Source organism: Lysobacter brunescens, from assembly GCF_042677005.1.
In the GTDB taxonomy this organism is placed as follows: Bacteria; Pseudomonadota; Gammaproteobacteria; order Xanthomonadales; family Xanthomonadaceae; genus Lysobacter_I; species Lysobacter_I brunescens.
The window spans coordinates 1-17,399 of the sequence record NZ_JBHTIF010000006.1; the positions used below are offsets into that span (position 1 = coordinate 1).

Below are 17,399 nucleotides of genomic sequence, written 5' to 3' on the forward strand. Positions count from 1 at the left end.
GTCGCGCCGCCCGTGGCCGCACCTGCGCCGGCCGCACCCGCACCCGCTCCGGCTCCGGCTGCGCCGCCTGCAGCACCCGTCGCCGCTGCTCCCGCTCCCGCACCTGCCCCAACGCCTGTCGAGGCCCCTGCCGCCGCACGCAGCACGGCCTTCTCGCACTGGCTGCGCCCCGGCGCACTCACCGGCCGCGCCCGCTACCGCCACGGCAGCGGCCCGGAGCTGTACATCGACTTCGGCCAGCGTCAGTACTACGGCCCGGCCACGCTCAAGCCGCTGGCCGAGTATTTCTCCGCGACCGTCGGCCTGCGCGATTTCGAACAGCTCGACGACAGCGCCTGGCAGAGCGCGGTCGCGTCGCTCGGCGCCGCGCAGTCGCTGACCCGCCTGCAGTGGTACGGCGGCCTGCTCGCCGGTGAAGGCAAGATGCTGCCGGGCTACAGCCCCGATGGCCGTTTCACGCTCAGCAAGTGGCCAGAAACCGAACGCGAATACCCCCGCCACTTCCGCATCGCCACCGCGATGATGAAGGGCCCGTCGACCATCGCCGAAATCGCCGCCGCCAGCAGCGTGCCGGCCGAGGACGTGATCGACTTCATCAACGCCAACCTGACCACGGGCTTCGCGGAGCCGGCCAGCGAAGGCGGCGATCCGCCCGCCGACAAGGCCAGCGGCGGCCTGCTGGGTCGACTCCGCGGGCGCTGAGCGCCCGTCCAGACGGCAGATGAACCGGGACATGTCGTCCCGGTCATCCCGCGTTCCTTGCCGCCCTGCAGCGGTCCGGGGACAATACGCGGATGGCCGTCTCAGTCCCCTCCGTTCCCATCGATGGCGCCCGTTATCCGCGCCTGTCCCGCATCCAGTACCCGGCCGACCTGCGCCGGTTCGACGAAAGCGAACTCCGCGCCGTCGCCGATGAACTGCGTGCCTACCTGATCGAATCCGTGGGCAAGAGCGGCGGCCACTTCGGCGCCGGCCTCGGCGTGATCGAACTCACCGTCGCCCTGCACTACCTCTACGACACCCCGAACGACCGCCTGGTCTGGGACGTCGGCCACCAGACCTATCCGCACAAGATCCTGACGGGTCGCCGCGACGTCATCCACTCGGTCAAGCAGAAGGACGGCGTGGCGCCGTTCCCCAAGCGCGAGGAAAGCGAATACGACACCTTCGGCGTCGGCCACTCGTCCACCTCGATCTCCGCCGCGCTGGGCATGGCCATCGCCGCCGCGCGCGCGGGCAGCGACCGCCGCGTCGTCGCGGTGATCGGCGACGGCGCGATGACCGCCGGCATGGCCTATGAAGCGTTGAACCACGCCGGCGGCATGGACGACGAGCCGAACCTGCTCGTCATCCTCAACGACAACCAGATGTCGATCAGCGAGAACGTCGGCGGGCTGACCAAGATGCTCGGCCGCATGACCGGCAGTCGCACGCTCAACGCGATCCGCGAAAGCGGCAAGAAACTGCTCGGCGACAAGCGCACCAGCAAGTCCGCGCGTTTCGTGCGCCGCTGGGAAGAACACTGGAAGGGCATGTTCGTGCCGTCCACGCTGTTCGAGGAAATGGGCTTCCACTACACCGGCCCGATCGACGGACACGATGTCGGCGCGCTGGTGTCGACGCTCAAGCTGCTGAAGACCATGAAGGGTCCGCAGCTGCTGCACGTGATGACCACGAAGGGCAAAGGCTACGACCTCGCCGAAGGCGACCAGATCGGCTATCACGCCGTGTCGCCGTTCGATCCCGAAAAGGGTCTCGTCTCGAAGCCCGGCGCGAAGAAGCCGACCTACACCGACATCTTCAGCGACTGGCTGTGCGACATGGCCGCCGCCGACCCGCTGCTGCTGGGCATCACCCCGGCGATGCGCGAGGGCTCGGGCCTGGTGCGCTTCAGCAAGGAATATCCGGACCGCTATTTCGACGTCGCGATCGCCGAGCAGCACGCGGTGACGCTGGCCGCCGGCATGGCCTGCGAAGGCGCCAAACCGGTCGTCGCGATCTACTCCACGTTCCTGCAGCGCGCCTACGACCAGCTGGTCCACGATGTCGCCACGCAGAACCTCGACGTGCTGTTCGCGATCGATCGCGGCGGCGTGGTCGGCCCCGACGGCGCCACGCACGCCGGCAACCTCGACCTCAGCTTCCTGCGCTGCGTGCCGAACATGGTGGTGATGGCCCCCGCCGACGAGAACGAATGCCGGCAGATGCTCACCACTGGCCACAAGTACGCAGGCCCGGCGGCAGTGCGCTACCCGCGCGGCACCGGTCCCGGCACGGCGATCCAGCCCTCGCTCGACACCCTGCCGATCGGCAAGGCCGAGCTGCGTCGCCAGGGGGCGCAGAACATGGGCGCGCGCATCGCCCTGCTCGCCTTCGGCGCCGTCGTGCCGGCCGCGCAGCAGGTCGGCGACGCGCTCGACCTCACCGTCGTCAACATGCGCTTCATCCGCCCGATGGATCGCAGCCTGATCCTCGAACTGGCGAAGACCCACGACGGCTTCGTCACCCTCGAAGACAACGTCGTCGCCGGCGGTGCCGGCTCGGGCGTGGCGGAACTGCTCGCCGCCGAAGGCATCGCCCTGCCGATCCTGCACCTCGGCCTGCCCGACGCCTTCCAGCACCACGCCAGCCGCGAACAGCTGCTCGCCGAGGCCGGGCTGGATGCCGACGGCATCCGCGCCGCCGTGCTGCAGCGCTGGCCTGCGCTGGTCGCCCCGCCCGCCGCACGCGCGGCGGGTTGATGCCGCCCGCCATCACGCGCGTCGCCGCCGCGGGCGCGCTGCTCGCGCTTGGCGGACTCGCGGGCTGGTGGATCGGGCGTTCCGCACCCACGCGCCCGATCGAAGCACCGGCGCCCGCCCCGGGCGCCGCCGCGCCCGTGTCGACCCCGCGCGCCGCGCCCCCGCTGTCGCTGCCGAACACCCGCGTGCACGCGGTGCCCAATACCGCGACGGGACGCCGCTACGAGGTCTGGGTCGACCTGCCGCCGTCCTACTTCGAGAACGACAGGCCCTATCCCGTCGTCTTCACCACCGACGCCGACTACGGCGTGCCGCTGATCCGCAGCCTGCGCCGCCGGATCGGCGCGAAAGGCCGCAACCTCGAAGACTTCGTGCTGGTTGGCCTGTCCTACGGCATCGGCGAGCAGTCGATGCCGAGCAAACGGCGCGACTACACGCCGACGAATCCCTTCGCACGCCCCGGCACGCAGTCGTCGAACGCCTACAGCCGCGACGATACCTACGGCGAAGCCGCCGCCTACCGCGACTACATCGAGCGCGACGTGTTCCCGTTGATCGCGATGCAGTACCGCGTGGACATGCGGCGCAAGGTCTACGTCGGCCACTCGCTCGGCGGCCTGTTCGGCAGCTACGTGCTGCTGACCAAGCCGTCGATGTTCAGCCACTACATCCTCGGCAGCCCGTCGCTGTGGTTCGACCGTCGCGTGATGTTCGATGTCGAAGCCGCATACGCCCGGCGCCACCAGGACCTGCCGGCCGACGTGTTCCTGTCGATCGGTGCCTACGAAACGCGCGGATCCGGCCCGCGCCACATGGGCACCGACATGGTCGGCGACATGACACGCTTCGAGCAGGTGCTGCAGTCACGCCGTTATCCCGGGCTGCGTATCCGCTCGGAAATCCTGCCGGGCGAAGACCATCTCACCGTGCTGCCGCGCACGATCACCCACGGCCTGCTGTGGGCGCTGCCGGGCACCGGTCCCTACACCGGCAGCTGAGCGCCGCGCGGCGTCTCAGCCATCGGCCCGGCGGATTTCCTCCGCGATCAGGCGGGTCAGCGCAGGCGAATAGAGACCCTGCCGGGCGTCGGCGGTGAACGCAGCGCCCAGCGCGCCCGCGAACTCTTCCGCGACGCATTGCGGATCGAACACCAGGCCGCCTGCGGCCTCGGCGAGGTCCGCCGCCAGATGGAAGGCGAGCGGATGCGCGCGATTGGGAAAATGCAGCTGATGGGTCAGGCCTTCCACGCGCTGCGACAGGGCACCGTCGAAACGCGCCCGGCGCGGCCCGGGATACATCTCCGCCCACACCTCGCCGTCGTGATGCACTTCCCAGCACGGACTGGCTTCGCCGCAGGTGTCCGTCGCGAACCGCATGCCCTCGGGCAAGGCGGGATGCGGCTCACGGTTGAAACGCTCCGCAATGTCCCGCGACAGGCTTGGCACCAACACGATCAGATCGAAACTCATGGATCGAAACTCATCGGCTTTGCCCTCCACGGGCCTGGTTCACTCCATGATCGATAGCGCAATCCGCGCTGCCACCGGATCACGCTGGCCGGAATTCATTCGAAGAGGATCGATTTCGAACCCGCGAACTCAGGGTTCCTCGACCATGTAGCCCTTGGCCGCCAGGGCTGCGAGATAGCCGTCCGGCGACAGCAGATCGGCGGTCGACAGCAGTGCGAAGGTGCTGCGGTTGCGCGCGAGTGCCGCTTCGGCGGCATCCAGCCAGCTTTTGCGCACGCGTGCCTCCATGTCCGTGATGCCCGCCTTGCGGGCGAGCGCCGAATTCGTGAATGCGTCGCGACAGGCAGCCCACTGGGTGTTGCGCGCCTGCAGGTCGCGCAAGGCCTCCACGTCGCCCTGCGCCCACGCGTTGGCGCGGGTCGTCATCAGCCCGAGGTCGCCTTCGATGCGCGAGAGCGTGCGCTCGAAGCACGCGGTGTCGTCGAGGGTCGTGCGCTGGAATTCCTTCAACAGCACCTTCGGGTTCTCGATCTTGATCACGACCTTCGGATCGGTCGTCTTCACATCATGACGGCGGGCCAGCTTCGTCACGGTCTCGCTGATCACGCTGTCCAGGGTCAGCCCGGACCGGTTGATCGCCTTGCCATAGAGTTCCATCGCGGCGAACAGCGGACGCATCTCCTCCACGCCCTTGTCCGAACCGATGTAGCGCTGCTTCAGGACCTGCCAGCGCGCGTACTGCGCCGGCGGGATGATGTCGCTCAGGGTCTTCTCGTCCGGGTTCTTGCGGGCCTTCAGCAGCGAAGGCAGCAGCAGCAAACCCTTGAAGAAGCCGACATCCGCATCCAGCGACACGCTCGCGGGCAGCAGCAGTTCCTGCGACTCCGACAACCGGCGCTCGACCTGCGCGGTATCCCAGTCCATGCGCTTGGGCAGCGGGCTCTGCGTGCCCAGGATCCACATCACGTTCCCGCCCCGGGTCACCTTCCACAACCCCGGCCCCGGCTGGCGCCCGCTGACCACGATCGCCTCCAGGCTCTGCAGCGACGGGTCGTCGGCGCTGGTCTTCAGCTCCCCATCCTCCCCGACCGGCTCCGGCGGCGGCGTCTGCGCCAGGACCGGCGAAGCACAGGTGACAGCGAGCAGGCAGGCGGCGAGCATCGCGAGCGGACGAGGGGTCATCGGCGAATCCAGCAAGGGGGGGACGGGGACGCGAAGTGTCCAACAAAAAAACGTGACGCGCGCCGGACTTCCGCCTCCGCGTTCAGCCAATCGTGGGCTTGGCTGAGCGGCCCTTTGGATACGCACTCGCATCGCAGCCAGATGCACCAACCCTTGTCGCCCGGATAAGCGCAACGCGCGCATCCGGGAGGAACGGATGCAGGCCTCCCCGGCAGTCCCCGGTGCGGCCTTCGGCCTTACCCGAGCGATCTGCCTTCCGATGAATCCGAAACTTCTTCTGGTGCATAGAAACGGACGACCGGATCGCCGTCGCGATCATTGACCAACACGAGTCGTGCGCACTGGGGGCAGTGAATCAGCCTTTCGGAAACGAGCACCAATCTGGAGACGACGCCTTCTCCGTCCATGCCATCGAAATCCTGTTCGAACCATTCCTCCGGCACGACATGCGAGATGCCCGCACCACAGAACAGGTTCTTGTGCAGTCTGTTTCCACACAGGCATGTGACCCACGAACCCATGAAAACCCCCATCGCAATGGATCGAGCACCCCGGACGCCGGCATCACCTGCGCCCGAGTGAAGCTTACGCGTCGCGGCCATCGAACGGCACATCGCATTTCCAGCAAATGCCCCCTGCCCCACAGCAAGAATAACGTCGTCCTGGCGCAGGCCGGGACGCAGCCCTTTAATTGAGCCGATTGGAACCACCGTCTTCCACGAAGATCTCATAGGCAGATGGGTGATCCTGTTCACTTGCAGATCTCGCTACATCCATTGGCGCTGTCGTTTCATCAAGCGCCATTCGTTGACTCGGGCGCCGCGACAACGGCACTGGGATCCCCCGACACCACAGAACAGGACTTCATCATGTTGCGGTCATATTCACGCTACCTTTCACTATTGCTGCTGGCCGCAGCGATAGCGACAACGCCGGGGCTTGCCTCCGCCCAGAAGATCAAAGGCTTCTCCGACGGACGAACGGCTGCACCGCTTCGCCCTGCCACGCGGCCGGTCACCCAACCCAAGACCACGAACGCCGATGGCAAGAATTGGATGCGGGATCACGTGCAACGGCGAAGCAAAGAGCAGATTTCGCGCTTCTTGCCGAAAAAAATGACTCCGAGAGAAATCGATGCGATCCTCAACACGAGGATCGTCGGTGGTACCGACGCATCCCCCAGCGACAACCCGTTTCAGGTTGCATTGCTGGATAAAAGCATCAGCAACAATTTCAACGCACAGTTCTGCGGCGGGACGTTGATCAGTGCCAACCATATCGTCACCGCAGCGCATTGCAGTGACTTCGTGACCGCGGCGAATGTTCAAGTGCTTACGGGAGCCCGTCGGCTCGACGGCACCGGGGTTCGCCGCAACGTCGTCCGTATCACGATCCATCCCAGCTGGAATCCCAAGACGTACGATAGCGATGTTGCCGTATGGCAGCTCGCCACCGGGACGTCAGGAATTCCGTTTGCAACCCTGGCAACAGAGGATGGCCCTGTCGGCGCCAACTTGCTCGCCACTGGCTGGGGCGCGATAAGCCAGGGCGGTGCTGGATCGATCAATCTGCGGCGGGTGCTATTGCCCCTGATCGATCGCGGCAACTGTAACGACGCCAATTCCTATAACGGTCAGATCACCTCGAACATGCTATGCGCTGGCCGCGATTCCGGCGGTATCGATACGTGCCAAGGCGACTCCGGTGGCCCGCTTACCCGTGGCATCGGCAGCTCGACCCTGACCGGAATCACCAGCTGGGGCATCGGCTGCGCGCAACCCAATCTATTCGGTGTTTACACGCGGGTGTCTTCTCCGTCGATACGGAATTTCATTATCAACGCGGCGGGACTCGGTTCGACGATTCCAACAAATCGACCGATGACCCCTGAGTTGAGCGGCTTGTGGTATCAACCCGAAACGTCGGGTCAAGGTTTCTACATCGAAATCAGGCCGGAGCAATCGATCGTGTACGGCGGCTGGTACACGTATGCCGGCGCAGGCTCCGCATCATCGGAGAAAAACAGCGAATCGGGACCTCGGCATCGCTGGTTCAGCGTTTCAGCGCCGTTCTCGTACGGCCAGACGTCAAGCAGCATGATTGTCTATCGCAACACGGGTGGCAACTTCGACGCACCTCCGATCACCAATGCGGTTGCTGTCGGCACGGCCACACTGTCGTTCCAGAGCTGCACCTCCGGCAGGTTCGACTATGAAATCAATCTCGACGGAACTGCCCGCACTGGTTCGATTCCGCTGTCACGACTCGGGTCCGCACAGTACTGCGAGCAGGGTTGGACGCCGACGTTCAGCTTCAGTCAGCAAGGCATCAGCCCCGCGCTCGAGGGCGCGTGGTACGACCCGAACACCTCTGGCCAAGGCTTCCAGTTCGCGTTCCTGCCGCAAAACGGCAATCTCGCCTCGATCGCCTGGTTCACTTACGATATCAACGGCCAGTCTTCCGGAAGCGATGGGCAGCGCTGGTACACGGTAGCGGGCACTTATACGCCGGGTAGTCCGCACGCGTTCAATCTGCCGATCTATCAGAACAGCGGCGGCAACTTCGACGCAGCACCGATCACAACAGCGGTGCAGGTCGGAACCGCTACGCTGTCTTTCTCAAGCTGCTCTGCGGCAACGTTGACGTACAACATTCCTGGCCGGCCCAGTCGCACGATTTCATTGTATCGACTCACTGGCGGCGCCAACTGTCAGCCGTAACCGCGCATCACGGCGATGGGTCCGCCCGGACCCATCGCTGCGCAGTTTTTCCGCGCAGCAGCCTGTCGAAGGAACCATCCTGCAACCTGATCATCCTTGTTTCTCAGCCGTCGGTCGCACGAACCGAGCCTGCCTGCCCGAAGGATGCGGCCACCTGACGATGGTGAATTGGCTCCTGGGCATCAACGCTGTGCAGTTCCAGTTTACCTGTCGATGACGGAGTTCATCGCCAGCTACGGAACAGAGGCCAAGTGCCATCGCGCGCTGCAGAAATGGCGCAGGCCCAAGGGCTTCCGCTACCCCAAGTGCGATGGACGCACTCGTTCACGTTTCAGGCCCGTCGGCCTACCACCAGTGCAGCGGGTGCAGGCACCAGACCACCCTGACCGCCGGGACGATGTGTCGCGCATCGCGCGCAGGCACGTCAATTTTTGTAGCCCGGGTAGAGCGCAACGAAACCCGGGAGGAAGTAACACGAACCGTCACGAAGTCCCCATGTGCGCCTTCGGCCTTATCCGGACGAATGGCTTCGCGGAGGCAATGCTGCTAGCCAAAGGGCCGACGACGGCCATCAAAGGCGCAACGATGCCGATCACAGCGCCGATGATGCCTCTCGAAGAGGCAACGTTGCCCGTCGAAGGGCCGTTATTGGCCCTCGAAGGGACAAGGTCGGCCGTCAAAAGGCCGGTGTTGGCCCTCGAAGCGTCAACGCCGCCCATCAAAGGGCCGACGATGCCCTCGAAGGGGCAGGAAGTTGCCGGTCGAAGGGGCAACGATGCCCCCCAGGGCGCAACGCTGCCAGTGGAAGGGACAACGACGGCTCTAGAACGGGGAACGTTGCCGGTGAAAGGGCCAACGATGGCCGTCGAAGGGGCAACGTTGCCCGTCAAAGGGCCTGCGGCGGCCCTCGGAGGAGCAACGCCGCCCATCAAAGGACCGACGACGGCCCACGAAGGGGCAACGTTGCCGGTCGAAGCGAGGGTGGCATTCGACAGGCGCGGTGCTGTCAGGTGTCCTGTGCTTGCCGGGCCCTACTGCGCGCAGCGCCGTCGCTCACTTCTTCAACGCTGCGACGATTTCCGACACGCCAAGTCCCAGTTCGAGTTGAAGGCGTACGTATTCGCGCTCCTTGCGCGACAGGTTGCGCCCCATTTCGATCCGTACATCCTCGGCCTCCAGAATGCGCAGGAGCCTGGGCATCGCCGAGCCTATGGCGTCCGGCCCATAACCTGCCTCGCGCAAAGCCGCAGTCAGAAGGGCTTTAATGTCCATGTGGCTTCCAGATCTGTCGAGGTGCTGCATTGTGTACCAACGGGCACGTGCGCGGCTTGAGACGCATGCGCAGGACACGTGATTCGCCCACCCATCGGCTTCAGTCGTGCCACGACGACAGGGCGCGACCGTCCGGGCCGGTCGGCAGGCCCTTCAGCAGGAAGCCGACCTTCCCATGCGAACCAGCGGAACGGACCCAGCCGTTGATCTGCAACCTGTAGGGTGGTGGTGAGCGCAGCGAACCCCACCATTCGGGAGCATCAAGCACGGCACCGGCTCGAACATGCCAGCGTCTCTCGCTTCGACACGCACGACCTGCGCTGCACCGCCACCGGCTCGGCATTGGTGGGGTTCGCTGCGCTCACCGCCACCCTACGAGACTCCCGGGCGCAGACACCGCCTGCGCCCGGGTGAGGCTCACGCTGCTGGCACGTCGAGCGGCACCAGCCGGTCATCCTCGTCGTAGCGCAGACCGCAGAGCATCGCGGCCATGCCGCGCAGTGCTGCTTGCGGGCTGGCGCCGCTGGCTTCGCACAGGGCGATGAACTGGGGCAGGACTTCGACCAGCAGGACGTTGGACGGCTGGAACTTCGGCTTGGGCTTGGACATGACGGACCTCCGTTTCGCCTGACGCCCGGAGTGGACGCCGTTGGCGATTCAGAGGCGCATCGCGCGCAGGCGCGTCAAGGTTTGCACCGCAACTTGCCTCGACCTTGACGCGCCGAGCACGGTGCGAGAATGGGAGGACAACGGTGGGCACATCACGACAATCTGTCAGCTGCCAGATTTTGCAGTTGTAGGGCGCATAAGCCGAAGGCGTCATGCGCCGTCAAACGTTGCCGATGTCCGAGACTCAAAACGGTGCATGACGCTTCGCTTATGCACGTTACAACAGCGCATGCGCCTTACGGCCTTTCATCCGGCGGGTGCACGATCCGCCTTACGCAGGGAATTCACACGCCACATGGGTCACGGCCTTGGAGAATGAACCCGCCCCCTTTTGCCCTGGCAGTCGCAGATTGTGATCCGGGGCCAAGTCAGGGTGCTGGGCTGGGCCGTTGTAGATCAGCAGCAAAGTGATGTAGAGTGATGCACCTAATTCGAGACCCTGTCTATGGCCGCAAGACGAGGACGGAAACCTACTGGCAAACCGCGGACAGTGCGGATCACGGCCAGCCTTCCACCCGATATTTGCGCAACGCTGCAGGGCATAGCCAAGCAAAAAAAAGTATCGGTCGCCTGGGTCATCCGGGATGCGGCCGAGAAGTACGTCGCCGATCAACGGCCGTTAGTCGGTAGGGAACAGCCATGAATTTTATTGAGAATGAGACCGCACAGAAGTTGCGGGGTGGCTACTACACGCCAGATGACTTGGCCGCATTCCTGTGTGAATGGGTGATGGAGATCGAACCTAGGCGGGTTTTGGAACCCAGCTGTGGAGATGGTGTGTTCCTGGGGGCACTCCGCCAAGTCGGCGCGCCCGAAGACTTGGCCATCACTGCGATCGAGCTGGACGAAGTGGAAGCTGTCAAGGCAAAGCGAAGGGTCGAGGAAATTGGACTGAAGGCAGGAAATATCCATTCGACGGACTTCCTATCTTGGGCGCTGGATATGACCGGCAAGGCGGAAGGGACTTTCGATGCCGTAATCGGCAACCCCCCTTTCGTTCGTTATCAGTATTTGCCGCAACCCTTCCAGCAGAAGGCCGAGCAGGTCTTTCGTGAGTTGGGGCTGCCGTTCACCAAGCACACCAACGCCTGGGTGCCTTTCATCTTGGCCAGCATGCGAATGCTGCGGCCGGGCGGTCGGCTGGCCATGGTCGTGCCAGCTGAAATCATACATGTGATGCATGCACAATCGTTGCGCTCGTACTTGGGCGAGGAATGTAGCCGTCTGGTTATCGTCGATCCCGAGAAACTGTGGTTCGATGGAACCTTGCAGGGCGCGGTACTGCTGATGGCCGAAAAGCGGCAGGACGAGAAGGCCAAAGCCCAAGGCCTTGGGATCTACGAGGTCAAGGATCGCGAGTTCCTTCGCGTCAAGCCGTCGGCCGTTTTTGCTGCGCCGCAGTCTATCAACGGTAAGACGGTGGCAGGCAAGTGGACGCGTGCTTTGCTGGACAAGGAAACGCGCGATCTATTCGACGAGCTGGCCGAACACGAGGAAGTTCATCGCTTCTCTGACGTGGCAGACGTTGACGTAGGCATCGTAACGGGTGCCAACAAATTCTTCCTGGTCACCGACGATGTCGTGGCTGAGCATGGCTTGGAGCGCTGGGCGCACCCGATGTTCGGGCGTAGCGAGCACTGCCCAGGTGTCATCTACGATAAGAAACAACACTCGGCCAACGCCAAAATGGGCAACCCGACGAACTTCCTGTGGTTCCCGGACAACGAACCGATGCGCTACAAGAAGTCACGCAGCTATATCGAAGCCGGTGAAGAAGATGCGCTGCACACGCGCTATAAGTGTCGGATCCGCTCTCCGTGGTTTGCCGTTCCATCGGTCTATTCGACCGAAATCGGCATGCTGAAGCGTTCCCACGACCTGCCGCGCCTGATCCTCAACAAGGCGGGCGCCTACACCACCGACACCGCTTACCGCATTCGCACTTTGAACGGCACCTCAGCTGACAAGCTTGTGTCGTGTTTCATTAACAGCCTGACGGCGCTGAGTGCCGAGCTGGAAGGTAGGCACTACGGTGGCGGTGTGCTGGAGCTCGTGCCAAGTGAAATCGAGAAACTGCTGATGCCGCTGCCTAGTAAGGTCAATATCAGCATCAAAGATCTCGACAAAAAGGTTAGGACCGAGTCGGCCCGCGGCGTGCTTCAGGCCAACTCGCAAGAAGTGTTGGGTGGACTGGGACTTTCCAAGGTCAAGCAAGACATCGTCTTCAATGGCTGGAAGCGACTGCGCAACAGGCGGCACCGGACTTCTAGTGATGAAGAAGCGAGTGAGACCGTCTAGTCGATTTCCAAAAGGAATCGCTTGGGGTTTGCCCTGTCCCGGTAGAGCGACAGCCGACCACCGATCAGTGTTAGGTTGGCAACGTGATCGCGCGCAAGCCCCCAACTCAAGCGTGTCATTGCGTTGCGCTGTTCGTAGCTTCGGGTATTGGTGCTGGTGGTATGGGCAATTCGCAAGTCGAACGCGCCATAGTCTACGCCCCGTACGACGAGCTGGAATCTGGCAAAGGCCTCATCGACCGTGGTCGTGCTTGGAGACCAGTCTAATGCGTCGAAGACCTCTTCCCGGAAGTAGTGGCGGTGGTCCACGTCTTCCGGCAACCGCCCTTTGTCTAGGTTGATGGAGCCGGTTGGGTTGGTGTTACGCCCTTCCTCCGGGATATTGAGATCCCGGCGCTTTAGCTCTTTGCTCTGCCAGACCAGTTCAAGTTCGACGCCCTCGGTCAGCGCTTTTTCTTCTTCCTGCTGCGTATATCCAGCCTTATCCTCTGCCACCGGCGTGGCCATTGCCTTGGCTACCGCTTTTTTGGCGGCGCGTTTGGCCGCAGTGATCGAGCTAAATATCGGTGTAACTTTGAGCTTGATGCGAGGGGTAGCGTCGTTGGACGGCGAAGTACCAAAACTGGACGGACGTGGAGGCGATGCTGCCATTTCATCAAGCAACAGGCCAATCTCGTACTGCGCATCTAGCTGAGCCGCCGTCGTAATCTTGGTGATATTGTTGGGGTGCTCCGCCTGGGCTGCATCGAAACTTGCTTCAATGCTTTCCACCAGCGCGCGATCTGTCGAGTTATCGAGATCACATTCGATCAAGATACCGGCTTCTATGTTGTTGTTCAGACCACCCGGTGTCAGGTTAGCGCTGCCTACAATCAATCTCGCGTGCTGGGCGCCTCGCACAAGGTAAATCTTGGGGTGGTAGATAACTCGACGTGTCCCTGTGTCCACGGTGAACAACACAACACCCAGGTCGAGTAGACGACGAGCACCTTGGACGGTAGTTATGTCGTTGCGAATGCCGATAAAGGCAGTCGTCTTTTCCTTATGTGTTTGCAGCTTCTCTTCCAGCAGCTCCACACCGCCCAAGTTTACGAACGCCACGCTGACGATGACGCGCTGAATGTCGGCCACGTCGAATAGGTCGTGGATTGCGGCCTTATGCGTCCGAGCAGTGAACCCCTGCAGAATGAAACTTTTGCTTGCCATGTTTGCTTCCCCATCAAGTTAGCAGGGACACCTCCCCAGACAAACTGAACGCCGGAGGATAGCGGACAGGATTCTCGATGTGAATCGACTTGCTGCTGACATCCAATCGAGGGACTACGAGCCAACCCCTACTGCTCGCAGCTCGCGATCCGCCGTCATGATCAACATCCATGAAGGCATTAGAGACATGGCGGAGGCCCATACTTGCGGACAAAGGTTCGCCCCTAGGAAATAAGCCCGGCGTAAACGACTCCTCACCATCCCTGCCCTCCATTCGCAAGAGATGTAGCGAATCTGATTACATATTTCTCCGATACTCCGAACCGCATCATAGAGCGCATGTGATATCCGCCGCAGACTGTAAGATTTGACAGCCTCCATCGGAGCTGAGAATCCAAGGGCGCCCCAAGACAACCCCAACAAAAAACCCCGGATCGCTCCGGGGTTTTCAATCACTTATCAGATGCTGCCGGCCTTGGCCGGACTTGAATTTGGTCGGGGTAGCCGGATTCGAACCGACGACCACCAGTCCCCCAGACTGGTGCGCTACCAGGCTGCGCTATACCCCGGGTAGGTCGCGCATTGTACTCGCCGCGCGGCTGGCAGGCCAGCCTTGCGAGCGATCAACGCTTGAGAAGCAGCAGGACCTCTTCGAGCTCCATCCGCACCTGGCGGATGATCTGCGAGCTCATGGCGGATTCCTGCTTGGCGCCATCGCCGTCGAGGCGCAGGCGCGCGCCGCCGATGGTGTAGCCCTGTTCGTAGAGGAGGCTGCGGATCTGCCGGACCATCAGCACGTCGTGGCGCTGGTAGTAGCGGCGGTTGCCGCGCCGCTTGACCGGCTTGAGGCTGGGGAATTCGGTTTCCCAGTAGCGCAGGACGTGCGGCTTGACGTCGCACAGCTCGCTGACTTCGCCGATGGTGAAGTAGCGCTTGGCCGGGATCGGGGGGAGTTCGCGGTTGCTGCCGGGATCAAGCATCGCCGGCTCCCGCGTAGGCCTCGACCCGCTCCTTCAGCTTCTGGCCGGGGCGGAAGGTGACGACGGTGCGGGCGGAGATCGGGATCTCCTCGCCGGTCTTGGGGTTGCGGCCGGGGCGCTGGTTCTTGCGGCGCAGGTCGAAGTTGCCGAAGCCGGACAGCTTGACCTGGCGTCCCTGCTCCAGCGCCTCGCGGAGCACGTCGAAGAACGCGTCCACGAATTCCTTCGCCTCACGCTTGTTCAGACCGACCTCGTCGAACAGGCGTTCCGCCATTTCTGCCTTGGTCAAAGCCATCCGTTTCCCCCAAAACGAGCCCGTTGAACTGCGCGAGGCGGCCGGCGAAACCGGCCACCTGGCCGGCTCACGAGCGGATTTCCGCGCCGTGTTGCCCGCGCAGCGCGGCGATGACTTCAGCCACCACCTGATCGACTTCGCGGTCGGTCAGAGTGCGTGATTCTTCTTGGAGAATCAAGCCCATAGCGAGGCTCTTGCATCCGGTTTCGACCCCCTTGCCGACGTAGCGGTCGAACAGCGTCAGGTCCCGCAACGACGGGCCTGCGGCGGCGCGGACGCTGGCTTCGAGGGCCGCCCAGCACACCGTTTCCGGGACGACGAACGCGAGATCCCGGCGGACGGACGGATACGGGCTGAGGGCGCTGGCCGCCGGCAGGGCGCGGCGCTGCAGCGGGGCCAGCTCGACCTCGAAGGCCACGACCGGGGCGTCCAGGTCCAGCGCCTTCTGCAGGCGGGGGTGAAGCTGGCCGATCCAGCCGATCGCGACCTCGGCGTCGCCATCGATGCGGAGGATGTCGGCCGAGCGGCCGGGGTGGCCCCAGGCGATCCCCGACGGACGGAAGATCAGCCGGGCGCCGGAGGCGGCGGCCAGGGCTTCGAGGTCGCCCTTGATGTCGTGGAAATCGACCGGACGGGCGGGGGCGCCCCACTGCTCGGCCTGGACATCGCCGCTGGCGACGGCCGCGATCCGGCGGGTCTCGCGCGGGGCCTCGCCGACGGCCCGGGCGTGGAAGGTCTTGCCGACCTCGAAGAGGCGCAGGCGGCGCTGCTGGCGCGCGGCGTTGCGGCCCAGCGCGGCGACCAAGCCGGGCAGCAGCGAGGTCCGCATCACGCCGAGTTCGGCGCTGAGCGGGTTGGCCAGCGCGACCGCGCCCTCGGCGGCCTGCCAGCTGTCGAGCAGGCCGGCGTCGACGAAGGCGTAGTTGATGGTTTCGAGGTAGTCGCGGGCGACCATCTGCCGGCGCACCGTGACTTCGTCGAGCACGCTCTCGGGCTGCGCGACGACGCGCGTGGCGCCGCCGGGCAGCGTGGTCGGGATCGCGTTGTAGCCGTGGATGCGGGCGATTTCCTCGACCAGGTCCTCTTCGATCGCGATGTCGAAGCGGCGCGTCGGCGCGGTGACGGTCCAGCCGTCGGTGGTCGCGTCCACGCCCAGGCCGAGCGCACGCAGGATGCGTTCGACTTCGGCATCGGGCACGCGCACGCCGAGCACGCGGGCGAGGCGCTCGCGGCGCAGGCCGACGACCTGCGGCTTGGGCATGTCGGCGTCGCGGACCACGTCGATCACCGGGCCGGGCACGCCGCCGGCGATGTCGAGGATGAGCCGAGTTGCGTATTCGACGGCGATGCGCGGCAGTTCCGGGTCGACGCCGCGCTCGAAGCGATGGCCGGCGTCGGTGTGCATGCCGAGCTTGCGGCTGCGGCCGATGATTGCAGACGGCACCCAGTGCGCGGCTTCGAGGAAGACATTGCGGGTGGCGTCGGTCACGCGCGTGTCGTGCCCGCCCATGATCCCGCCCAGCGCGACGGCGCGCGCGCCGCGACCGCCGGTGCTGTCGGAGACGACGAGGAAATCCTCGTCCAGTTCGACCGTGCGGCCGTCGAGCAGTTTGGTTTCTTCACCGGTGCGCGCGGGACGCACGACCACCGGCGCCTGCAGCGTGTCCTTGTCGAACGCGTGCATCGGCTGGCCGAGTTCCAGCATCACGTATTGCGTCACGTCGACGAGGAAGCTGATCGGGCGCACACCGCTGCGGCGCAGGCGCTCGGCCATCCACAGCGGCGTCGGCACCGTCGCGTCGACGCCGTCGATCACGCGACCGGCGAAACGCGGCACTTTCGCGCCGGCATCGAGTTCGACGGCCAGCACGGCGTCGCTCGCGGCCGGCACGGGATCGGCCTGCAGCGGTTCGACCTGGCTGCCGAGTGCGGCGGCGGCGTCGAAGGCGATGCCGCGCACGCCGAAGCAGTCGGCGCGATTCGGGGTGAGCTTGAGTTCGATCGTCGCGTCGGGCAGGCCGAGGTAATCGGCGAGCGGCGTGCCGATCGGCGCGTCGGCCGGCAGTTCGAGCAGGCCGGAGGCATCGGCGTCGATGCCGAGCTCCTTCGCCGAGCAGAGCATGCCGTTGGATTCGACGCCGCGCAGTTTCGCGGCCTTGATCGTGAGTTCGCCGACATGGGTGCCGATGGTCGCGAGCGGCGCGATCAGGCCCGGGCGCGCGTTCGGTGCGCCACAGACGATCTGCAGAAGACCACCGGTGCCGGCATCGACCTGGCAGACCTGCAGGCGATCGGCTTCGGGATGCTTCGCGCATTCGACGATGCGCGCGACGACCACGCCGTCGAGCGCGGCGCCGAGCACCGTGAGTTCCTCGACTTCAAGACCGATGGCGGTGAGCGTCGCCGCGAGCTGCTCGCGCGAGGCGTCGGTCTTCACATGTTGCCGCAACCAGTTTTCGGAGAATTTCATGCTTGGACACCTTGTTGTGTCATTCCGAACGCAGTGAGGCACCTGCGGTTCGAATGTCCGGATTGGAAAGCAGGTCCCTCGCTGCGCTCGGGATGACA

Annotated in this window: 15 protein-coding genes, 1 tRNA gene and 1 pseudogene; 7 read left to right on the forward strand and 10 right to left on the reverse strand. The window is 64.3% G+C overall.

The window, feature by feature from the left end:
• The 3 genes from ACFQ0E_RS18155 to ACFQ0E_RS18165 form a co-directional block, all read left to right on the forward strand.
• Nucleotides 1–702 (forward strand): hypothetical protein (locus ACFQ0E_RS18155; protein ID WP_386826278.1); only part of this gene is annotated, 702 nt, incomplete at its 5' end.
• A 92-nt stretch (nt 703–794) separates the two neighbouring features.
• Nucleotides 795–2,741, forward strand: coding sequence for a 1-deoxy-D-xylulose-5-phosphate synthase (dxs, locus tag ACFQ0E_RS18160; RefSeq protein WP_386826280.1), 1,947 nt, complete (start codon nt 795–797; stop codon nt 2,739–2,741).
• Nucleotides 2,741–3,739, forward strand: a complete 999-nt coding sequence (locus ACFQ0E_RS18165) for an alpha/beta hydrolase (protein WP_386826281.1) — start codon at nt 2,741–2,743, stop codon at nt 3,737–3,739. The genes dxs and ACFQ0E_RS18165 overlap by 1 nt, the downstream gene beginning before the upstream one ends.
• Before the next feature lie 15 nt (nt 3,740–3,754).
• Here ACFQ0E_RS18165 and ACFQ0E_RS18170 read toward each other — a convergent pair whose 3' ends face one another.
• From ACFQ0E_RS18170 to ACFQ0E_RS18180, 3 genes are all read right to left on the reverse strand, one after another.
• Nucleotides 3,755–4,240, reverse strand: a complete 486-nt coding sequence (locus ACFQ0E_RS18170) for a hypothetical protein (protein WP_386826283.1) — start codon at nt 4,238–4,240, stop codon at nt 3,755–3,757.
• Between the two features lie 99 nt (nt 4,241–4,339).
• Entirely contained in the window at nt 4,340–5,392 is a 1,053-nt protein-coding gene (locus tag ACFQ0E_RS18175) for a TraB/GumN family protein (protein WP_386826285.1), read from the reverse strand.
• A gap of 236 nt (nt 5,393–5,628) precedes the next feature.
• A complete protein-coding gene (locus ACFQ0E_RS18180) occupies nt 5,629–6,147 on the reverse strand; it encodes a hypothetical protein (RefSeq protein ID WP_386826286.1) in 519 nt (172 codons plus the stop codon).
• Here ACFQ0E_RS18180 and ACFQ0E_RS18185 point away from each other — a divergent pair.
• Nucleotides 6,130–8,112, forward strand: coding sequence for a serine protease (locus ACFQ0E_RS18185; protein ID WP_386826288.1), 1,983 nt, complete (start codon nt 6,130–6,132; stop codon nt 8,110–8,112). The genes ACFQ0E_RS18180 and ACFQ0E_RS18185 overlap by 18 nt on opposite strands.
• 175 nt (nt 8,113–8,287) lie before the next feature.
• Nucleotides 8,288–8,527, forward strand: a pseudogene (locus tag ACFQ0E_RS18190) (transposase); the annotation flags it as partial.
• Between the two features lie 638 nt (nt 8,528–9,165).
• Here the strand turns inward: ACFQ0E_RS18190 and ACFQ0E_RS18195 are convergent.
• Nucleotides 9,166–9,384 (reverse strand): polyprenyl synthetase, encoded by a 219-nt coding sequence (locus ACFQ0E_RS18195; protein WP_386826290.1) that lies wholly within the window; start codon nt 9,382–9,384, stop codon nt 9,166–9,168.
• A 417-nt stretch (nt 9,385–9,801) separates the two neighbouring features.
• On the reverse strand, nt 9,802–9,993 hold the full coding sequence (locus ACFQ0E_RS18200) for a hypothetical protein (protein ID WP_386826292.1): 192 nt from the start codon (nt 9,991–9,993) through the stop codon (nt 9,802–9,804).
• A 505-nt stretch (nt 9,994–10,498) separates the two neighbouring features.
• Here ACFQ0E_RS18200 and ACFQ0E_RS18205 point away from each other — a divergent pair.
• Together ACFQ0E_RS18205 and ACFQ0E_RS18210 are read left to right on the forward strand one after the other, a co-directional pair.
• Nucleotides 10,499–10,696, forward strand: a complete 198-nt coding sequence (locus ACFQ0E_RS18205; RefSeq protein ID WP_386826294.1) for a ribbon-helix-helix domain-containing protein — start codon at nt 10,499–10,501, stop codon at nt 10,694–10,696.
• Complete coding sequence (locus ACFQ0E_RS18210) at nt 10,693–12,351, forward strand: N-6 DNA methylase (protein WP_386826296.1); 1,659 nt, start codon at nt 10,693–10,695, stop codon at nt 12,349–12,351. Before ACFQ0E_RS18205 ends, ACFQ0E_RS18210 begins: the two co-directional genes overlap by 4 nt.
• Here the strand turns inward: ACFQ0E_RS18210 and ACFQ0E_RS18215 are convergent.
• The 5 genes from ACFQ0E_RS18215 to pheT form a co-directional block, all read right to left on the reverse strand.
• Nucleotides 12,348–13,556 carry a phospholipase D family protein gene (locus ACFQ0E_RS18215; protein ID WP_386826298.1) on the reverse strand — a complete coding sequence of 403 codons (1,209 nt, stop codon included), beginning with the start codon at nt 13,554–13,556 and terminating at the stop codon, nt 12,348–12,350. The genes ACFQ0E_RS18210 and ACFQ0E_RS18215 overlap by 4 nt on opposite strands.
• 492 nt (nt 13,557–14,048) lie before the next feature.
• Nucleotides 14,049–14,125: transfer RNA gene (locus ACFQ0E_RS18220), tRNA-Pro, on the reverse strand.
• A 54-nt stretch (nt 14,126–14,179) separates the two neighbouring features.
• Nucleotides 14,180–14,536, reverse strand: coding sequence for a MerR family transcriptional regulator (locus tag ACFQ0E_RS18225; protein ID WP_137851952.1), 357 nt, complete (start codon nt 14,534–14,536; stop codon nt 14,180–14,182).
• A complete protein-coding gene (locus ACFQ0E_RS18230; RefSeq protein ID WP_137851953.1) occupies nt 14,529–14,831 on the reverse strand; it encodes an integration host factor subunit alpha in 303 nt (100 codons plus the stop codon). The genes ACFQ0E_RS18225 and ACFQ0E_RS18230 overlap by 8 nt, the downstream gene beginning before the upstream one ends.
• 67 nt (nt 14,832–14,898) lie before the next feature.
• The gene (pheT, locus tag ACFQ0E_RS18235) at nt 14,899–17,301 is read right to left on the reverse strand and encodes a phenylalanine--tRNA ligase subunit beta (RefSeq protein WP_386826301.1); all 2,403 of its coding nucleotides are present in this window, start codon (nt 17,299–17,301) and stop codon (nt 14,899–14,901) included.
• Between the last annotated feature and the right edge of the window lie 98 nt (nt 17,302–17,399).

Excerpts from the sequence above, each read along its gene's own strand:
- ACFQ0E_RS18175 (WP_386826285.1), bottom strand. The coding sequence starts at position 5,392 with ATGACCCCTCGTCCGCTCGCGATGCTCGCCGCCTGCCTGCTCGCTGTC.
- ACFQ0E_RS18205 (WP_386826294.1), top strand. The coding sequence starts at position 10,499 with ATGGCCGCAAGACGAGGACGGAAACCTACTGGCAAACCGCGGACAGTG.
- ACFQ0E_RS18215 (WP_386826298.1), bottom strand. The coding sequence starts at position 13,556 with ATGGCAAGCAAAAGTTTCATTCTGCAGGGGTTCACTGCTCGGACGCAT.
- ACFQ0E_RS18230 (WP_137851953.1), bottom strand. The coding sequence starts at position 14,831 with ATGGCTTTGACCAAGGCAGAAATGGCGGAACGCCTGTTCGACGAGGTC.
- ACFQ0E_RS18195 (WP_386826290.1), bottom strand. The coding sequence starts at position 9,384 with ATGGACATTAAAGCCCTTCTGACTGCGGCTTTGCGCGAGGCAGGTTAT.
- dxs (WP_386826280.1), top strand. The coding sequence starts at position 795 with ATGGCCGTCTCAGTCCCCTCCGTTCCCATCGATGGCGCCCGTTATCCG.
- ACFQ0E_RS18165 (WP_386826281.1), top strand. The coding sequence starts at position 2,741 with ATGCCGCCCGCCATCACGCGCGTCGCCGCCGCGGGCGCGCTGCTCGCG.
- ACFQ0E_RS18210 (WP_386826296.1), top strand. The coding sequence starts at position 10,693 with ATGAATTTTATTGAGAATGAGACCGCACAGAAGTTGCGGGGTGGCTAC.
- ACFQ0E_RS18225 (WP_137851952.1), bottom strand. The coding sequence starts at position 14,536 with ATGCTTGATCCCGGCAGCAACCGCGAACTCCCCCCGATCCCGGCCAAG.
- ACFQ0E_RS18200 (WP_386826292.1), bottom strand. The coding sequence starts at position 9,993 with ATGTCCAAGCCCAAGCCGAAGTTCCAGCCGTCCAACGTCCTGCTGGTC.
- ACFQ0E_RS18185 (WP_386826288.1), top strand. The coding sequence starts at position 6,130 with ATGGGTGATCCTGTTCACTTGCAGATCTCGCTACATCCATTGGCGCTG.
- pheT (WP_386826301.1), bottom strand. The coding sequence starts at position 17,301 with ATGAAATTCTCCGAAAACTGGTTGCGGCAACATGTGAAGACCGACGCC.